Below are 18,527 nucleotides of genomic sequence, written 5' to 3' on the forward strand. Positions count from 1 at the left end.
GTTTTTTGGGATAATCGCTGGATACATATGACAGGCTGCCATTGTTCCAATCTTGAGCGTATTCTAGGATGCGATAACTTTCATCCAGCTTTCCAAATCGGTACAATTTAGATTGCAGTGCAACATAACCTAGCCAGCCTCCATGAAATTACTCCTGATCGAAGACAATCCGCCGCTTGCACTGTGGCTTAGCAAGATACTCAAGGAAGACAAGTTCACCATCGACCTCGCCACCGATGGCGAAATGGCTGACAGCCTGCTGCAAAGCGAAAGCTACGATGTCGTCCTGCTTGACCTGCAGCTGCCGAAGATGAACGGCAAGAGCGTCTTGCGGCGGCTGCGCCAGCGCCACAACAACGTGCCGGTGATGATCCTGACGGCCAGCGGTTCGGTCGACGAGAAGGTCGACTGCCTGGGCGCCGGCGCCGACGATTACCTGGTCAAGCCGTTTGAAGTACGCGAACTGGTAGCCAGGATCAAGGCCCTGATCCGCCGCCAGACGCCCGGCAAGACAGCGGAAATGCATTGCGCCGACCTGCACTACGACAGCAATACCCGGCAATTCTCGATCGCCGGCCAGCTGCTGGCGCTGCCCGCCCGCGAGCACGACGTGCTGGAAATCCTGATGCTGAAGCAAGGCAAGACCGTCTCGAAGACGGCCCTGATGGACGGCGTGTTCGGGTTGGACGACGAACCCAGCGCGGACGCCATCGAAATCTATATCCATCGCTTGCGCAAGAAAATGGAACACTGCCAGGCCGCCATCATGACCTTGCGCGGGCTCGGCTATCTGCTCAAACAGAAAGACCTCACTTGATCATCAGCCTGCGCCTGCGCTTACTGTTGTGGTTGCTGATTCCGCTGACATTATTCGTCTCCATCAGCGCCACGCTGACGTACCGCAGCGCGCGCCAGACTGCGGACCTGATCCAGGACCATGCCTTGCTGGCCGCGGCCCAGGTGATCGCCGGCGAAATCCAGTGGCTGGACGGCGTTCCGCACGCCAGTGTGCCGCCGGCGGCGCTGGAGTTGCTGGTCTCGCCCGAACAGGACCAGGTGTTTTACCAGGTCATCACCGATCATGACAGCCTGCTGGCCGGACGCCCCGATTTCCCGCCAGCCTTGCGCTTTCCGGTAACGGCGCCGGCATTCAGCAACATCGATTATCACGGCCAGGCGCTGCGCGTGGTGAGCCAGGTGCGGATCTTGTACAACGCCGGCCAGCTGCGCAAGATCGCCGTGCTGGTAGGACAGACCACGCGCGCGCACGACCAGATGCTGGCCGACCTGTGGCGCCCTGCCCTGCATGGCCAGATCGCCATGCTGTTGCTGGCCGTCGCCTTGGTGGTGATCGGCCTGACCATGGAGCTGCGGCCGCTGATGCATCTGAAGGACCAGCTGGCCTTGCGCGACGCCACCTCGCTGTCGCCGATCAAAGCCGGCCAGCTGCAGCTGGAGCTGCGCCCCATCGTCGAAGCCATCAACCAGACCATCCAGCGCCTCAACACCCAGGTCGCCGCGCAAAAGCGCTTTATCGCCGACGCCGCCCATCAGCTGCGTACGCCGTTGACCTTGATCGATTCGCAGATCCAGTTCGCGCGCCGCCTGACCGACGAACAGCGGCGCGGCGAAGTGCTGCAGGCGCTGCAGGAAAGCAGCCGCAACATGACCGAACTGACCAACAAGCTGCTGCTGCTGTCGCAGGCGGAGGCATCCAACACCACCGCTTTCCTGCGCCATCCGGTGAACCTGATTGCGGTGGCCGCCACGGTATTGGAAGAGATTGTCGACCTGGCGCAGCGCAAGAATATCGACCTGGGCTTAGACACCGCGCTTGAACAGGCTTGGGTCATGGGTAACGAGGGCTTGTTCAACGCCATGATGATGAACCTGGTCGACAACGCCATCCGCTACACCCCGGCGCATGGCAAGGTCACCGTAAGCATTGCCGCCAGCACCGAACAGGTCGCCATCCGCGTCAGCGACAACGGCCCCGGCATTCCGGCCGAAGTGCGCGACCGTGTGTTCGAACGCTTCTTCCGTAACGCTGCGCCAGGCCAGGAAGGCACAGGCCTGGGCCTTGCCATCGTCAAGGAAATCGTGATCGCCGCGCAAGGCACGGTGACGCTGGCGGCCTCCGGCCAGCAAAACGGCCTGACCGTGCTGGTGCATCTGCCAGCCTGTGCAGAGTCCGGCAACGCAAACAGAACTTGAACATCAGTTCTAGGACATCCCCAGCACGGAAATTTATTTTGCAGTACATTATTGCCTAGGCAACGAATACCTATACAAGTATTTACCCGAATAAGTGGTAAATAAATAACAAATAGTTAATGTACCAGCAAAGAAGAGCAAGCAATCCGTGAGCAAGCGAGCAGCCATATTCACCGTGGAAAACTATCAGATAGAAGAAAGCATCGGCTATCTGCTGGCGCGCTCGCGCGCCATGCTGGTGAAGAGTTCGGATGAATCGCTGGCGGAATATGGCATTACCCATGCTCAGGGTGCGATTCTGTTGATGCTATCAACCGGCAAATACTCTACTGCCGCCGACCTGGCGCGCGAGACGTATACCGACGCAGCATCGACCAAACGCATGATCGATCGCCTGGCGGCGCGCGACCTGATCACACGCGTACCCTGCGCGCACGACCGGCGCCTGATCAAGCTGCACCTGACCGCCGACGGCCTGGAGCTGTCGAAAAAAATGCCAAAAGCATTTTGCGGCGTACTGAATAAGCACTTTTCGGATTTCAGCCCGGAAGAAATCGGCTTTTTGAAATCAATGCTGCGGCGCTTGCTGGAAAGCAACGCGCCGGCAGAGAAAACACATTGACTATGCAAGAACTATCCATACAGTATTATTTTTAAGCAAGCAACAAACGCCTGTGTCGTTCCCTGTTGTTGTATTCCTTATAGTCATTTATCCGTGGCCGCTAAATCTAATCGTCAAATCAACCCCGACATGAACCCTCTTTCATCTTCATCCAGACGCAACCTGCCGAAACTAGCAACGCAACGCCTTGCCATCAGTGCTGCCGTGTTGCTGCTGGCAGCCTGCGCCAACTTCAGCGGCATTCACAGCAGCGCCCATTCGAACAGCGCGGATGACTACGCATCCGCGTCTTCCCTGCCGGGCCAGGGCGGCGCCTGGCCGAGCAGCTCCTGGGTAAGCACGATCGGCGGCAGCCAGCTGCAGCAACTGGTCGATGAAGCGCTGGCCGCCAACCCGAACCTGCAGGCAGCATCCGCCCGCATCGCCGCCTCGCGTGCGATGGTGGAAGCGGCCGGCGCCACCAGCAAGCCGCAAGTCGGCGCCAGCTTGTCGGCGACGCGGGAACGCTTTTCCCAGAACAGCATTTACCCGCCGCCATTCGGCGGCATGTACGTGACCGACTATGAAACGGCGCTGAACTTTAGCTACGACCTGGATTTCTGGGGCAAGCATAGCGAACAGCTGCGCTCCGCCATCTCGCAAAGCAAGGCCGCTGAAGCGGAACATTACGCCGCGCGGCTGGTGCTGACCGCCGCCATTTCGAAAGCCTGGCTGCAATTGGGACGCCAGTATGCCCAGCTCGACCTGACCGACCAGCAGTTGGCGCTGCGCGACAAGCTGGACAAGCTGACCCAGCAGCGTTTTGCCGCCGGTCTCGATACTCAAAGCGACAACCAGCAGAGCCGCCAGCAAGTCGCAGGCCTGCGTGCTGAGCGTTCGCAATGGCAGGAAGCGATCGCACTGACCCGCAACCAGATCGCGGCGTTGATGGGCCGGGGCCCGGACCGCGGCCTGGCCATCGCCCAGCCGACGCTGCCGGCGGACAGCGCCATCGCCCTACCCGACCAGCTGCCGCTGGGCTTGATGGGACGGCGGCCGGATGTGCTGGCGGCGCGCTGGCAGGTAGAAGCGGCGCAAAGCGATATCAAGGTGGCCAAGACTGAGTTCTATCCGGACATCAACCTGTCGGCGATGATCGGCTTTTCCAGCCTGAGCTTTTCGCAATTCCTGAACCACGGCAGCAAGGTGCTCGGCGCCGGGCCTGCCATCCATCTGCCGATCTTTGAAGGCGGCGCACTGCGTGCCCAGCTCAAGGGACGTGTCGCCGCCTATGACGGCGCGGTGGCAACCTACAACCAGGCGCTGAACGATGCCTTCCACGAAGTGGCGGACAGTGTGCAGTCGCTGCGTGCCGCGGAAGAACAAGGCAAGAATCAGCAGACCGCGGTAGATGCAGCCGAGCGCGGCATGAAGCTGGCCGAGCAGCGACAACAGGTCGGCACCGCCAACATGCTGCAGGTGGTGAGCAGCCAGATCAGCTGGCTGGCGCAGCGCAAGCTTGAGCTCGATACGCGCGCGCGCCGGGCCGACCTGCGCGTCAACCTGATCAAGTCGCTGGGCGGCGGCTTTGACGCAGACGCCGCCGGCCTGGGCCCTGCAGCGACGGCTGCCGCCAGCAATCCGCAAACCAGCGCCGCTAACTGATTAACTAAAACAACCGTTCACTTATTGCGAAATCCGCGCCATGACAACATCAAATCAAAACCCACAAGAAGCAACAGCGCAGCCGGCTGCCGCTGCCAGCAACGGTAATGGCAAGCGCCGTGGCTTGCTGATCGGCGTCACCATTGCCCTGATCATTGTCCTGATCGCCTATGGCATCTGGTGGTTCATCTACGCCCGCCACTACGAAGGCACCGACGATGCATACGTCGGCGGCAATGTGGTGCAAGTGACGCCGCAGGTCGGCGGCACGGTGCTGGCGATCAATGCCGACGATACCGAACTGGTGCAGGCCGGCAAGCCGCTGGTGGAGCTGGACAAGGCCGACGCCAAGGTCGCGCTGGACCAGGCAGAGGCCCAGCTGGCCCAGACCGTGCGCCAGGTGCGCACGCTGTTCGTCAACAATAACACCCTCACTTCCGCCGTCACTGCCCGCAGCGCTGAACTGGAACGCGCCCGCGCCGACCTCGCGCGCCGCCAGCAGCTGATCAGCACCGGCGCCGTCTCCAAGGAAGAACTGGATCACGCCAAGGTTGCGGTACAGGGCGCGGAAGCGGCCTTACAATCGGCGCGCGAGCAGCTGGCCTCCAACAAGGTGCTGACCGACCGCACCTCGGTTGAGCAGCATCCAAACGTGCAGAACGCCGCCGCCCAGGTGCGCAATGCCTATATCAACCTGGCCCGCACCACCCTGCTGGCGCCGACCACCGGCTATGTCGCCAAGCGGTCGGTGCAGGTTGGCCAGCGCGTCGCCGCCGGCAGCCCGCTGCTGTCGATCGTGCCGTTGAATGCCCTGTGGGTGGATGCCAACTTCAAGGAAGTGCAGATCAACAATATGCGCATCGGCCAACCGGTGACCTTGAAGTCCGACCTGTACGGCTCCAAGATCGAATACCACGGCAAGGTGGTCGGCCTGGCAGCCGGCACCGGTTCTGCGTTCGCTCTGCTGCCGGCGCAAAACGCCAGCGGCAACTGGATCAAGATCGTACAGCGCATCCCCGTGCGCATCTCGCTGGATCCGAAAGACCTGGAGACCCATCCGCTGCGCATAGGCGTATCGATGGACGCCAGCGTCGACATCGCCCAGACCGAAGGCACGTCGCTGACGGCAGGCACGGCGCGCACCGCACCGGCCTACACCACCGATGTATTCGACAAGAGCGGCCAGGAGGCCGATGCGCGTATCGCTAGCATCATCGCTGCCAACAACAATGCAGCGGCAGCGCACTGATAACCTGCAGTTTGCCGGCGCCTGCCGTCGCGGATGCCGCCTTCCCGGCGGCTGCGCTCACGGCAGCGGATATGCAATAACCCTTACCGGAATGCCTTCATGAGTTCCCCAAAACCAGCGCCGCCGCCGCGGCCGCCTTCGCAACCGCTGCCGCCGCTGACCGGCGGCAAGCTCGTCATGGGTACGGTAGCCTTGTCGCTCGCCGTGTTCATGAACGTCCTCGATTCGTCGATTGCCAACGTTTCCATCCCCGCCATTTCCGGCGACCTCGGCGTCTCGCCGCAGCAAGGAACCTGGGTCATCACCTCGTTCGCGGTGGCCAACGCCATCTCGGTGCCATTGACCGGCTGGCTGACCCAGCGCTTCGGCCAGGTGCGGCTGTTCGTTACCTCGATCATCCTGTTCGTGCTGTCCTCGATCCTGTGCGGACTGGCCCCCAGCATGGAAGTGCTGATCGCCGCCCGCGTGCTGCAAGGCGCCGTCGCAGGGCCGATGATTCCCTTGTCGCAGTCGCTGCTGCTATCCAGTTATACGCCCTCCAAGAGCGGCATGGCCCTGTCGTTCTGGGGCATGACCACGCTGGTGGCGCCGGTCATGGGGCCGCTGCTGGGCGGCTGGATCTCGGATAACTACACCTGGCCATGGATTTTCTACATCAACATCCCGGTCGGCGTGTTCGCCGCCTGGGCCACCTGGTCGATCTACCATAAGCGCGAATCCGTCACCTACAAGCTGCCGATCGACAAAGTCGGCCTGGCCTTGCTGGTGATCTGGGTCGGTTCGCTGCAGATCATGCTGGACAAGGGCAAGGAACTCGACTGGTTCAATTCTTCGACCATCGTGATACTGGGCGCGGTGGCGCTGGTCGCCTTTATCTACTTCATCATCTGGGAACTCGGCGACGACCACCCGGTGGTCGACCTCAGGCTGTTCAAGGGCCGCAATTTCAGCGGCGGCGTGATCGCCATCTCGGTCGGCTACGGCCTGATGTTCGGCGGCCTGGTGATCTTGCCCTTGTGGCTGCAGACCACGCTCGGCTACACGGCAACGCTGGCCGGCGAAGTGATGGCGCCGGTGGGGATCTTTGCGATCATCCTGTCGCCCGTCATCGGCAAGCTGCTGCCCAAGATCGATGCCCGCTGGGTCGCCAGCACCGCCTTCTTCATCTTTGCGATAGTGTTCTACCTGCGTTCGCAGTTCACCGAGAACGTCGACACCTTCACGTTGATGATCCCGACCATCATCCAGGGTGCGGCGATGGCCATGTTCTTTATCCCGCTGACGTCGATCATCCTGTCCGGCCAGCCGCCCGACAAGATTCCTTCGGCCGCGGGCCTGTCCAACTTCGTGCGGATCATGTTCGGCGGCATGGGCACTTCGATCACCAGCACCTTGTGGGACCGCCGCACCTCCCTGCACCATTCGCAGCTGACAGAGTTTACCGGCCCGCACAGCCCGGCATTCACCGAGGCAGTGAATAATCTGACAGTACAGGGCATGCCTGAGCCGGCAGCCTGGGCCACTGTCGACCGCCTGATCTCGGTCAAGGCAGCCACCCAGGGAGCAACCGATATCTTCTGGCTCTCGGCGGTATTGTTCCTGATGCTGATTGCACTGGTATGGCTGACCAAGCCGCAGCGTTCCAGCCTGCCTGTGGATGCCGGCGGCGCGCACTAAGCCATAAACGCAGGGCCGCCCCGATAGCGGGGCCGATAAAAAAACGGGCGGTGCATATTCACTATGCACCGCCCGTTTTGCTTTGGAAGACCGCTTCACCCAGCCAGCCCTGTACATCATTTACAAGATATGCTTGCCTATCCACCAGGCTATCGCCGCCATGAAAGCCGACGCTGGAATCGTCAGCACCCAGGCCCAGACGATATTGCCGGCAACGCCCCAGCGCACCGCTGAAACGCGGCGCGCGGCGCCGACGCCGACGATGGCGCCGGTGATGGTATGGGTAGTCGATACCGGCACGCCGAGCATGGTCGCCAGGAACAGCGTGATGGCGCCGCCGGTCTCGGCGCAGAAGCCGCCCACCGGTTTCAGCTTGGTGATTTTCTGGCCCATGGTCTTGACGATGCGCCAGCCGCCGAACAAGGTGCCAAGGCTGATCGCGCTATAGCAGGAAATGATCACCCACCATGGCGGCAGGGCGTCGCTGGCTTGCGAAAATCCGGTGGCGATCAGCAGCATCCAAATGATGCCGATGGTCTTTTGCGCATCATTGCCGCCGTGCCCCAGGCTATACATGGACGCCGACACCAGTTGCAGGCGGCGGAACCATTTATCGACCTTGCGCGGCGTCGAACGCACGAAAATCCACGACACCAGGACCATCATGATAGAGCCGAACACGAAGCCCAGCAACGGCGACAGCACGATGAAGGCGATCGTCTTGATGAGGCCGGCCGAGATCAGCGATCCGGTGCCGGCCTTGGCCACCGCGGCGCCGACCAGGCCGCCGATCAGGGCATGCGAGGATGACGAGGGAATGCCGTAGTACCATGTCAAGATGTTCCAGCAGATGGCCCCGACCAGCGCGCCGAAGACGACGTAATGATCGACCACGTTCGGATCGATGGTGCCCTTGCCGACGGTAGCGGCGACATGCAGCTGGAATACCGCAATCGCGATGAAGTTGAACAGCGCAGCCATGGCCACCGCCTGCTGCGGCTTGAGGACGCCGGTGGAAACCACGGTAGCGATTGCATTGGCGGCGTCATGGAAGCCGTTCATGAAATCGAACACCAGCGCCAGTGCAATGAGGAAGACGAGAGCGTAAATACTGATTTGAAGAGTGTGCATGAGTAGCCAGAGTGGTTTTTTTTTAGGATTACATCGATGCGGCAGCGGCCAGCGGCCGCCGTCGCCCTACTCTGCATCAGGCATTTTCGACGATGATGCCTTCGATGATGTTGGCCACATCTTCACAGCGGTCGGTCACTGTTTCCAGGATTTCGTAAATTGCCTTGAGCTTGATCAGGGTGCGCACATCAGGCTCGTCGCGGAACAGTTTCGACATGGCAGCGCGCATCACGTGATCGGCATCCGATTCCAGGCGGTCGATCTCGACGCAGATGGCCAGGATCTCGCGCGAGTTGTCCATATTGTGCAGCAAGCCTACCGCGGCCTTGACCTTCTCGGCGCAGCCCAGGCACAGCTCGGCCAGGCGCTTGGCTTCAGGCGTGATGGCCTTGATGTCGTACAGCGAGATGGTCTGCGCCGCATCTTCGAGCAGGTCGAGAATGTCATCCATGCGGGTGATCAGCTGGTGGATGTCGTCGCGGTCGATGGGCGTAATGAAGGTCTTGTGCAGCATGTCGATCGCGTGATGCGTGACCTGGTCGGCCTGCTTCTCAATGCCTTCGATCGCGTGCACGCGGATTTCCAGATCGTCGAAATTAGTCATCAACGCCACCATTTCTTTGGCGCCCTTGACGCATAACTCTGCATGCTGATTAAAGAGCTCAAAGAATTTGCCCTCGGTGGGCATCAATCGTCCAAACATGTTTTATTCTCTCTATTGAGGGTTAAGCTAAATCTAAAACTACAACTACGTTTACATTTAAACCAAGGATATTAATTTAAAGCAAACAATGTCACGAAACTGAAATATATCAGGCTCGCTCAACCAGCGCTTAGCAGGTTTTTGTAAATTTTTCGTTAATGCAACAAAATCAGCAGCAGTAATCAATCGCCGCCGTACGGCGCGTCCAGATTGCCGACATAGTTGTCGAACTTGGTGTATTGCCCGAGGAAGCTGAGGCGCACGCTGCCGATCGGACCGTTACGCTGCTTGCCGATAATGATTTCCGCGGTGCCCTTTTCCTGCGAATCGGGGTTGTATACCTCGTCGCGGTAAATGAACAGGATGACGTCGGCATCCTGCTCGATAGCGCCGGATTCGCGCAGGTCGGACATGACCGGACGTTTGTTGGGGCGTTGTTCCAGCGAGCGGTTCAGCTGCGACAGTGCGATCACCGGGCACTGCAGCTCTTTGGCCAGGCCCTTCAGGTTACGCGAGATTTCGGAAATTTCGGTGGCGCGGTTTTCACCGGCGTTATTGGCTGACATCAGCTGCAGGTAGTCGATGATGATCAGTCCCAGCGTGCCGCACTGGCGCGACAGGCGGCGCGCGCGGGCGCGCAGTTCGATCGAGCTGAGCGCCGGGGTTTCATCGATGAACAGCTGGGCATCGTTCATCTTCTGGATCGCGTGGGTCAGGCGCGGCCAGTCCTCGTCGTTGAGGCGGCCGGTGCGCAGGCGGTGCTGATCAAGCTTGCCGACCGAACCCAGCATACGCATAGCGAGCTGGGCGCCGCCCATTTCCATCGAAAAGATCGCCACCGGCAAGCCGCTGTCGATCGCCACGTTCTCACCGATGTTGACCGAGAACGCGGTCTTGCCCATGGACGGCCGTCCCGCCACGATCACCAGGTCGCCCTTTTGCAGGCCGGAAGTCATCTTGTCGAGATCGATGAAGCCGGTCGAAACGCCGGTGATATCGCTCTGGTTGTCGCGGTTGTAAAGCTCATCGATGCGCTCCACCACCTGCGTCAGCAGCGGCTGGATTTCCTGGAAGCCCTGGGCGCCGCGCGCACCCTCTTCGGCAATCGCGAAAATCTTCGATTCCGCTTCGTCCAGCATCTGCTTGACTTCCTTGCCTTGCGGGCTGAAAGCCTGGCCGGAAATTTCGTCGGCGACGGTAATCAGTTTGCGCAAGACGCCGCGATCGCGCACGATCTCGGCGTAGCGCCGGATGTTGGCCGCCGATGGCGTATTTTGCGCCAGCGCATTCAGGTAGCTCAGGCCGCCGACTTCTTCCGCCTTGCCGGTGCCGCTCAGCGATTCATAGACCGTGATCACGTCGGCAGGCCTGCTGCCGTTGATCAGCTTGACCATGTGCTGGAAGATGATCCGATGATCGTAGCGATAGAAATCGTCAGCATTGACGAAGTCCGCGATCTTGTCCCACGCCGCATTGTCCAGCAACAATCCGCCTAAAACGGACTGTTCTGCTTCGATAGAATGGGGTGGTACGCGGAGGGAATCTAACTGCGGATCGGACGGTGCTTTAGAAGGTGCTTTCATGGCGCGAATTATACCTGCTTCTTATAAGCGTCTTGCTGCACTGCCAGAAAAAGGGCGTAAAAAAAGCCGGGAAAACCCGGCTTTTTTTGACTGCAATGATTTTTTGGCAACAGCGTATTAAACGTGCTCGCCGATCACTGCGATGACGATGTCAACCACGACGTCGGTGTGCAGAGCAACCGCAACAGCGTGTTCGCCAGTGGTCTTCAGCGGGCCGTTCGGCAGGCGCACTTGTGCTTTTTCAACTGGGAAGCCTTGCTTGGTCAGCGCTTCAGCGATATCGAAGTTGGTCACGGAACCGAACAGACGGCCGTCAACGCCCGACTTTTGCGAGATCTGAACAGTCAGGCCGTTCAGTTTTTCGCCCTGGCCTTGCGCCACAGCCAGCTTGGCTGCCGCTGCTGTTTCCAGGTCAGCGCGCTTCGCTTCGAATTCAGCGATAGCGGTAGTGGTAGCACGACGCGCCATGCGTTGCGGGATCAGGAAGTTACGTGCGTAACCGTCCTTGACGCGAACAACTTCACCCAGGTTGCCGAGATTAACGACTTTTTCCAACAGAATAACTTGCATATTTTTCTCCTATTTCAAGTCGTCAATTAAGCGTTGTGCAGATCGGTGTATGGCAGCAGCGCCAGGAAACGTGCGCGCTTGATCGCAGTGTCCACTTGACGTTGATAGATTGCCTTGGTGCCGGTCAGACGTGCTGGCATGATCTTGCCGTTTTCCTGGACAAAATCCTTGAGCGTGTCGACATCCTTGTAGTCAACGCTGGCAACGTGTGCAGCGGTGAAACGGCAGAATTTCTTGCGCTTGAACAGCGGGTTTTGTTGTTGACGCTTGTTTTTCAGTTTGCTTTTATCGAACTTTTTACCGAATGCCATTTTTGGCTCCTGTATCTAAAATAATTAATCTGCAATTTCCGCTATGTTCTCTGGGAACCATCCGCTTCCATTGCAGCGAAATCCGTGATGTGAAATACCAGACTCCTGCCATTGCGACTCTTGCGCGCCATGAAACCTGTAAACCAGAAGGTGCCGCCCAACGGCGCCTGACTGAATCTTCCTGAAATCTCGCCGACGGCTAGCGCGGCGATTTCGAATTCGATCAAACGCTTTATTCCCGCTTCAATCGGCTCCGAACGGTGCTGCAGGCTTGCAGATACGATCGGAATGCCTGCCGGTGTATAACGTATGACTTCACGTTCGGCAATTTCGGCAACCAGCTGAAACACGTTATTGGCTTGGCTCACTCCAGATGGACTCGATGGCTATAAGAATGCTGGCAGGCCGGGCAATTTAGGCTGCCGGCGCTTCAGTGCGATGGCTCTTGGCAGCATCTTCCTTCTGCACAGCCTTCATCATTGGCGAAGGACCGGTTTCGGCCTTCTTCAGCTTGACGGTCAGATGACGCAATACTGCATCATTGAACTTGAAGCCGGTTTCGATTTCAGCCAGAGTTTCGCTGTCGCACTCGATGTTCAGGCAAACGTAATGCGCTTTCGCCAGTTTCTGGATCAGGTATGCCAGTTGACGACGGCCCCAGTCTTCCACGCGATGCACAGTGCCGCCACGTGTAGTGACGATACCTTTGTAGCGTTCGATCATTGCAGGCACTTGCTCGCTTTGATCTGGATGGACGATAAATACGATTTCATAATGACGCATGTAAGCTCCTTTTGGACTGATTGAAGAATCGCCCACCTCGGCGTCAAGACGAGTGTGGGAAGAGGAAAACCAGCAATAGTACGCGCAATTGCGAAAAAACTCAATGTTTTCAGGCGCCTGCGACCGCCTAAGCATAAGGAAGTGGCTAATCTGCATCAATTTATCTTGCATTTGCACAAATACTGTACAAAAATACAGACTGTTGATATACACAGCACAAATGCAGCGCAACGCACCCATGTCGCTTTGCGCGTCTATCCGAATGAACTGGATAGCCTCGGCTGTCAAACCTTGCCTTCAAACACTTATGATTAAACTGACCGCCCGCCAACAGCAAATCCTCGACCTGATCAAGGACGCCATCGAAAACACCGGCTTCCCGCCGACGCGTGCGGAAATCGCGACCGAACTCGGCTTCCGTTCGGCGAATGCGGCAGAAGAGCATTTGCAGGCGCTGGCGCGCAAGGGCGCCATCGTGATCGCCCCCGGCACCTCGCGCGGCATCCGCCTGACGGAAACTACGCTGCGCAGCCAGGGCACGCAACTGGCGCTGCCCCACCCGGCCCTGATGCAGCTCAGCCTGCCGCTGGTCGGCCGCGTTGCCGCCGGCTCGCCTATCCTGGCGCAGGAACACATCCAGGCCAGCTACAACGTCGACCCGGCGCTATTCAGCGCCAAGCCGGACTATCTGCTAAAAGTGCGCGGCATGTCGATGCGCGACGCCGGCATCCTGGATGGCGATTTGCTGGCAGTAAAGAAAGCCGATAGCGCCAGGAACGGCCAGATCGTCGTGGCACGATTGGGTGATGACGTCACCGTCAAGCGCTATCAGAAATCCGGTTCAGTGATCCAGCTGCTTCCCGAAAATCCCGATTTTGAGCCCATCGTTGTCAACGCTCAGGAAGACTTCGCCCTGGAAGGCCTTGCGGTCGGCCTGCTGCGCAGCTGGAACTAAGGAGCCCCCCCAAAAAAAACACGGTCCTACCTGCCGCAACGGCAGACCGCCGTCAGGAGCGGTCGAGCCGGCGCCGCTTGGTCAATATCTGGCTGGCGATGCCGCGCAGAATGTTGACCTCTTCGGTTTCCAGCTGGGCCCGCGAAAACAGCCGCTTCAGGCGCGGCATCAATTTTTTCGGGCTGGCGGGATCGAGAAATTCAATTTCGATCAAAGCCTGTTCCAGATGCGTAAACATGCCGTCGATGTCGCTCAGGCTGGCCGCGTTGCCCTGGAAACCGATCTCGCCGGCGCCTGCGGGCGACAAATCCTCGCTGGCAGCAACCCGGCATTCATAGGCCAGCACCTGCACCGCCTGCGCCAGATTCAGCGATGAGTATTCCGGATTGGCCGGGATATTCAGCAGGACATTGCACTTCTCCACCACCTCATTGGGCAAACCGTAACGTTCGCTGCCAAACAATACCGCGGCATTGAGGCTGACGTCGCCTGCGAGCTGCGCCGCCAACGCGCGCGGCGCAGTCAGGGGCGGCGAGAATTCGCGCAAGCGGGCGCTCAGGGCCGCCGCAAAATTGCACCCCTCCAAGGCTTGCTCTACGCTGTCGACGATTCGCGCCGAAGCCAGGATATCCTGTGCGCCGCTGGCGAACGCTATCGCTTCTTCGCGCTGCAAGACGTCAGGGAAACGCGGATTGACCAGGACCAGCTCGGAAAATCCCATGGTTTTTATCGCGCGGGCGGCAGCGCCGACATTGCCGGGGCTGCTGGTTTCGACCAGCACGAAGCGCAGCCGCTGAAAAAGAGACGTATTGATTTTCGCCGTGTTCATTTGTGCTCCCCACTCAAGCGACGAGCGCTATCAAATGAAAGAAAATCTGTGTTCATCTGGCCTTTCGGGTAAAAGTAAGCAATCAATTATGCAATCTAGGTTTAAAATAGCGCCATAACGCGGATTTCTGCGACTAAAAGCTGCTTATTTATCAAAATAAGCGTCAATAGGCGCCGGAAAATTCGCATCGTTCATTATTATCAATCAATAGGCGGTTCTGTTCCCGGTTGGCACAGTGCCGCCATTTTAACGGAACCCGATCATGCATCCAATGCTCAATACGGCCATCAAGGCCGCACGTCGCGGCGCCGCGGTTATCTCGCGCGCCTCTTTCGACCTCGACTTGCTGAAAGTCACCAAAAAGCAGCACAACGATTTCGTCACCGAAGTCGACCAGGCTGCCGAAGCCGCGATTATTGACGTATTGAAAAATGCCTATCCCGACCACGCCATCCTGGCGGAAGAATCGGGTGCTTCCGCCAACTTGCACGACGACAACGAAAACGTCTGGATCATCGATCCGCTCGACGGCACCACCAACTTCATCCACGGCTTCCCGCAGTATTGCGTCTCTATCGCCTTGCAACATCGCGGCCAGATCACCCAGGCCGTGGTCTACGATCCAACCCGCAACGACCTGTTCACCGCCACCAAGGGCTCCGGCGCCTACCTGAACGACAAGCGGATCCGTGTCGGCAAGCGCGACAAGATCGCTGATGCTCTCATCGGCACCGGCTTCCCGTTCCGCGAAACCGAAGGCCCGGTCATGGACGAGTACATCAAGATGTTCCGCGTCATGACCCAGAACTGCGCCGGCCTGCGCCGTCCCGGCTCCGCTGCACTCGACCTGGCCTACTTGGCGGCGGGCCGCCTGGATGGCTTCTTTGAAAAAGGACTGAAACCTTGGGACATCGCTGCGGGCTCCCTGTTGATCAGCGAATCTGGCGGCATCATCGGCGACTTCACCGGCGAGTCCGATTACCTGTACAAGGGCGACGTGCTGGCCGGCAGCCCTAAGGTGTTCGCACAAATGGTCAGCCTGCTGTCGCCATACGCAACAAAATAAGAGCTTGCAATGACAGCAAGAAATGCCAGACCTTGCTGTCATTCTGGAAACTGGCACTTTTGTCAGTTCAACTGCGCGGCTGAGGGATTACAATGCATGCGCAACGACATCATTGGACACTTTTAACGACCATCTCTCAACGCGCAGGAGAGCAACATGGCAGTCAAAGCTATCCCCGAAGGCTACACCAGCGTCACTCCCTATCTCGCCATCGACGGCGCAGCCGCAGCACTCGAATACTATAAAAAAGCATTCAATGCTGTAGAAATACTGCGCATGGAAGGCCCCGACAAAAAAATCGGCCACGCGGAAATACAGATCGGCAACGCGCGCATCATGCTGGCGGATGAATCTCCGGAAATGCTGATCCGCAGCCCCAAGTCGCTTGGCGCTGCTGGCATGAGCATCGTGCTTTACGTCGACAATGTCGATGTCACCTACGCCCAGGCAATTGCTGCCGGCGGGATAGAAATCAGGGCGCTGCAAGATCAGTTCTATGGCGACCGCTCCGCTACCCTCAGGGATCCGTTCGGCCACGTCTGGACCGTCAGCACCCATATCGCCGATTACTCGGAAGAAGAGTTGCGTGAACGTTCCGCGGCTGCAATGAAATAAGTTTCTACCGACCGCCAGGCGCGCCGGCGGTCATTTTGCGTCGCACCTCGCTGAATGCAGCGGAAACGCTTGCCTGTAGCGCGCCGTTGTTATACTCTGCGGCGACACAGCAAATTCTCCAGTCAAATACTGCTGTCAAGGATGTTATCGGACCCGGGAGCGTATCCCTCGGTCAGGGTGGCTCCAATCTCCTCTAATCCCGTTTGCCTGCGACTGGCGCCTCACAAAAGGCGACAGGCCGATATTATTCTATTGAGTTGTCATGTCTTTTTCTGAACTCGGCTTGTCCGAAGCCATCGTTCGTGCCGTAACCGAACACGGATACACTACCCCTACCCCGATCCAGACGCAGGCGATTCCTGCAGTTCTGGCCGGCGGCGATTTGCTGGCCGGCGCCCAGACCGGCACCGGCAAGACCGCCGGCTTCACCTTGCCTGTGCTGCACCGCCTGTCGACCTCGGCCACCAATCCGACCGGCAGCCAGCGCCCGATCCGCGCGCTGGTGCTGACCCCGACCCGCGAGCTGGCAGCCCAGGTCGAGGAAAGCGTGCGCCTGTATGGCAAATACCTGAAGCTGACCTCGGCCGTGATTTTCGGCGGCGTCGGCATCAATCCGCAAATCAAACTGCTCAAGCATGGCGTCGATATCCTGGTGTGTACCCCGGGCCGTCTGCTGGACCACATGCAGCAAGGCACCGTCAATCTGAACCATGTAGAAATCCTGATTCTCGACGAAGCCGACCGCATGCTGGACATGGGCTTCATCCGCGACATCAAGAAGATTCTCGCGGTGCTGCCGAAGAAGCGCCAGAACTTGCTGTTCTCCGCCACCTTCTCCGACGAAATCAAGATCCTCGCCGACAATCTTCTGAACTCGCCGGCCATGATCGAAGTGGCGCGCCGCAATTCGACCGTGGAAGTGATCCAGCAAAAGATCCATCCGGTGGACCGCGACCGCAAGCACCCGTTGCTGGCGCATCTGATCAAGGCCCATCAATGGTCGCAGGTGCTGGTGTTCACCCGCACCAAGCACGGCGCCAACAAACTGGTCGAGCAGCTGGAAAAAGACGGCATCAGCGGCATGGCGATCCACGGCAACAAAAGCCAGTCTGCCCGCACCCGCGCGCTGGCCGAGTTCAAGGACGGCAGCCTGCAAGTGTTGGTAGCGACCGACATCGCCGCCCGCGGCATCGATATCGACCAGTTGCCGCACGTGGTCAATTACGACCTGCCTAACGTGCCGGAAGACTATGTGCACCGGATCGGCCGTACCGGCCGTGCCGGCGCCACCGGCGAAGCCGTATCGCTGGTATGCGTGGACGAACACCAGATGTTGAAAGACATCGAGAAGCTGATCAAGCGCGAACTGCCGAAAGAAGTGATTGCCGGCTTTGAGCCGGATCCCAACGCCCGCGCCCAGCCTATCCAACTGCGTAGCGGCGGCGGTGGCGGCCAACGTGCCGGTGGCGGCGGTGGCCGCGGCCGTTCGCCCGGCGGCGCGCCAGGCGGCGCCAAGCCGGCCCAGGGGCCATCGCGCGGTCATGGCGGCGGCAACGGTTCACAGGCACGCCCGGCGGCGCCACGCCGCTCCGGCGGACGCGGCCGTTAAACCAGCTGAATCCAGGTAAACCGGTGGTGCCGCTGTTAGCGGCGCCACCGGCAGGATCCCGCATAAAAGATAGTGCATGACGATCGGGCCGGACCAGCAGTCCAGACCTGATCAACCCCTACCTCCGGCGAAGCCGGCCATGCAGTTCCTCCCCTCCCATCCTGAACGCCGTCCGCCGCGAATACAGCGCCCGGATATTTTGTTTCAATCAATTCAAACAATTCGACAAGCCCTCATGGATGGTCGTTGTCGTGGCCGGCAGCGTCGCCCGCATCGGATTTGCAACCGACAACGCACTGTAGAACGTCGCTATCGGAGTTTGCGGCGCCAGTGGCGTACGGCATGCCCAGGTCCGCGCATCGACCATCACCTTGCCGGTAGCGCTATCGATCGCTGCATTGCTGCCCGCAAAAGTCCAGATGCATTCACCGATGATGCTGTCGGCCTGCCGCACCGAACAGCGGTAGCGCAAAGCCTGCAAGTTGCTGAATTCGCCTTCGCAGAAGGTGTCGCCGCAGATGTCGTCGAAATCCTTCACCAGGCGCCGCTCAAGGCCATGAAATGCGTCCCAGCCCTGCTCCTGGTCGGGATAGTTGACCGCATCGACATATTCCGGTGTTGCCATGGCAGGCGCAGCGCCGAGACCCAGCGCAAAAACGATCGGCGCCAATGCTATAGGAAAAAAACTGCCGCGCAGGGCGTTCTTACAATCATTCCCGACGCGATGCGAAGCACCCAATTTTTTGGTTGCGAACAGATTGGCTAAAGCGTGCATGCAATTCTCCTCGATGACAGATGACCATGAAGGCGCCGCGGCAGATATGCGGCGCCAGATATTTGACATCAAAGAGATGTCAATAACACAATCATAATGTCGGTCAGAAGAGAGCCGCTCTAAGTGTGCACCTAACTTGCTTGAAGATTTACCGGCGCCCACCTTGACGCTCGGCGCATCGCATTAAGGCG

Annotated in this window: 19 protein-coding genes; 10 read left to right on the forward strand and 9 right to left on the reverse strand. The window is 59.1% G+C overall.

The features are described from left to right. Nucleotides 1-142: 142 nt before the first annotated feature. The 6 genes from KHU30_RS05635 (at nucleotide 143) to KHU30_RS05660 (ending at nucleotide 7,406) form a co-directional block, all read left to right on the forward strand. Nucleotides 143-817, forward strand: a complete 675-nt coding sequence (locus KHU30_RS05635; protein ID WP_211441607.1) for a response regulator transcription factor — start codon at nucleotides 143-145, stop codon at nucleotides 815-817. Continuing rightward, nucleotides 814-2,214, forward strand: a complete 1,401-nt coding sequence (locus tag KHU30_RS05640) for a sensor histidine kinase (protein ID WP_211441608.1) — start codon at nucleotides 814-816, stop codon at nucleotides 2,212-2,214. The genes KHU30_RS05635 and KHU30_RS05640 overlap by 4 nt, the downstream gene beginning before the upstream one ends. A gap of 148 nt (nucleotides 2,215-2,362) precedes the next feature. Then, entirely contained in the window at nucleotides 2,363-2,836 is a 474-nt protein-coding gene (locus KHU30_RS05645) for a MarR family winged helix-turn-helix transcriptional regulator (protein ID WP_211441609.1), read from the forward strand. 129 nt (nucleotides 2,837-2,965) lie between these two features. Then, nucleotides 2,966-4,480 carry an efflux transporter outer membrane subunit gene (locus tag KHU30_RS05650; protein WP_230427193.1) on the forward strand — a complete coding sequence of 505 codons (1,515 nt, stop codon included), beginning with the start codon at nucleotides 2,966-2,968 and terminating at the stop codon, nucleotides 4,478-4,480. 40 nt (nucleotides 4,481-4,520) lie between these two features. Then, entirely contained in the window at nucleotides 4,521-5,729 is a 1,209-nt protein-coding gene (locus tag KHU30_RS05655) for an HlyD family secretion protein (RefSeq protein ID WP_230427194.1), read from the forward strand. A 99-nt stretch (nucleotides 5,730-5,828) separates the two neighbouring features. Then, nucleotides 5,829-7,406: a DHA2 family efflux MFS transporter permease subunit gene (locus KHU30_RS05660; protein ID WP_329956581.1), complete on the forward strand. Its 1,578-nt coding sequence runs from the start codon at nucleotides 5,829-5,831 to the stop codon at nucleotides 7,404-7,406. Nucleotides 7,407-7,526: 120 nt separating this feature from the next. On the opposite strand, the gene KHU30_RS05665 is transcribed toward KHU30_RS05660, so the two are convergent. The 7 genes from KHU30_RS05665 to rpsF form a co-directional block, all read right to left on the reverse strand. Next, nucleotides 7,527-8,537, reverse strand: coding sequence for an inorganic phosphate transporter (locus tag KHU30_RS05665; RefSeq protein WP_211441611.1), 1,011 nt, complete (start codon nucleotides 8,535-8,537; stop codon nucleotides 7,527-7,529). A gap of 76 nt (nucleotides 8,538-8,613) precedes the next feature. Then, nucleotides 8,614-9,240 carry a DUF47 domain-containing protein gene (locus tag KHU30_RS05670; protein ID WP_211441612.1) on the reverse strand — a complete coding sequence of 209 codons (627 nt, stop codon included), beginning with the start codon at nucleotides 9,238-9,240 and terminating at the stop codon, nucleotides 8,614-8,616. A 182-nt stretch (nucleotides 9,241-9,422) separates the two neighbouring features. Beyond that, nucleotides 9,423-10,823 carry a replicative DNA helicase gene (locus KHU30_RS05675; RefSeq protein WP_211441613.1) on the reverse strand — a complete coding sequence of 467 codons (1,401 nt, stop codon included), beginning with the start codon at nucleotides 10,821-10,823 and terminating at the stop codon, nucleotides 9,423-9,425. 117 nt (nucleotides 10,824-10,940) lie between these two features. Further along, nucleotides 10,941-11,393, reverse strand: coding sequence for a 50S ribosomal protein L9 (gene rplI / locus KHU30_RS05680; RefSeq protein WP_211441614.1), 453 nt, complete (start codon nucleotides 11,391-11,393; stop codon nucleotides 10,941-10,943). Between the two features lie 26 nt (nucleotides 11,394-11,419). After that, nucleotides 11,420-11,704 carry a 30S ribosomal protein S18 gene (gene rpsR, locus KHU30_RS05685; protein WP_038488337.1) on the reverse strand — a complete coding sequence of 95 codons (285 nt, stop codon included), beginning with the start codon at nucleotides 11,702-11,704 and terminating at the stop codon, nucleotides 11,420-11,422. A gap of 41 nt (nucleotides 11,705-11,745) precedes the next feature. Next, nucleotides 11,746-12,072: a primosomal replication protein N gene (gene priB / locus KHU30_RS05690; RefSeq protein ID WP_211441615.1), complete on the reverse strand. Its 327-nt coding sequence runs from the start codon at nucleotides 12,070-12,072 to the stop codon at nucleotides 11,746-11,748. Between the two features lie 46 nt (nucleotides 12,073-12,118). Continuing rightward, nucleotides 12,119-12,487 (reverse strand): 30S ribosomal protein S6, encoded by a 369-nt coding sequence (gene rpsF / locus KHU30_RS05695; protein WP_038488331.1) that lies wholly within the window; start codon nucleotides 12,485-12,487, stop codon nucleotides 12,119-12,121. Nucleotides 12,488-12,794: 307 nt separating this feature from the next. Between rpsF and lexA the strand changes: the two genes are divergently transcribed. Then, nucleotides 12,795-13,442 carry a transcriptional repressor LexA gene (gene lexA, locus KHU30_RS05700; RefSeq protein ID WP_211441616.1) on the forward strand — a complete coding sequence of 216 codons (648 nt, stop codon included), beginning with the start codon at nucleotides 12,795-12,797 and terminating at the stop codon, nucleotides 13,440-13,442. Nucleotides 13,443-13,494: 52 nt separating this feature from the next. Here lexA and KHU30_RS05705 read toward each other — a convergent pair whose 3' ends face one another. Beyond that, nucleotides 13,495-14,271 (reverse strand): RNA methyltransferase, encoded by a 777-nt coding sequence (locus KHU30_RS05705; protein ID WP_211441617.1) that lies wholly within the window; start codon nucleotides 14,269-14,271, stop codon nucleotides 13,495-13,497. 262 nt (nucleotides 14,272-14,533) lie between these two features. Here KHU30_RS05705 and KHU30_RS05710 point away from each other — a divergent pair, with 262 nt between their 5' ends. From KHU30_RS05710 to KHU30_RS05720, 3 genes are all read left to right on the forward strand, one after another. Beyond that, nucleotides 14,534-15,337 (forward strand): inositol monophosphatase family protein, encoded by an 804-nt coding sequence (locus KHU30_RS05710; RefSeq protein ID WP_211441618.1) that lies wholly within the window; start codon nucleotides 14,534-14,536, stop codon nucleotides 15,335-15,337. Nucleotides 15,338-15,493: 156 nt separating this feature from the next. Further along, the gene (locus KHU30_RS05715) at nucleotides 15,494-15,952 is read left to right on the forward strand and encodes a VOC family protein (protein WP_211441619.1); all 459 of its coding nucleotides are present in this window, start codon (nucleotides 15,494-15,496) and stop codon (nucleotides 15,950-15,952) included. Nucleotides 15,953-16,214: 262 nt separating this feature from the next. Next, nucleotides 16,215-17,561 (forward strand): DEAD/DEAH box helicase, encoded by a 1,347-nt coding sequence (locus KHU30_RS05720; RefSeq protein ID WP_211441620.1) that lies wholly within the window; start codon nucleotides 16,215-16,217, stop codon nucleotides 17,559-17,561. Nucleotides 17,562-17,769: 208 nt separating this feature from the next. Here the strand turns inward: KHU30_RS05720 and KHU30_RS05725 are convergent, their stop codons facing one another. Continuing rightward, nucleotides 17,770-18,498, reverse strand: a complete 729-nt coding sequence (locus KHU30_RS05725; protein ID WP_211441621.1) for a hypothetical protein — start codon at nucleotides 18,496-18,498, stop codon at nucleotides 17,770-17,772. Nucleotides 18,499-18,527: the final 29 nt, after the last annotated feature.

This window comes from Collimonas humicola (genome assembly GCF_018304945.1).
GTDB classification, from domain to species: domain Bacteria; phylum Pseudomonadota; class Gammaproteobacteria; order Burkholderiales; family Burkholderiaceae_D; genus Collimonas; species Collimonas humicola.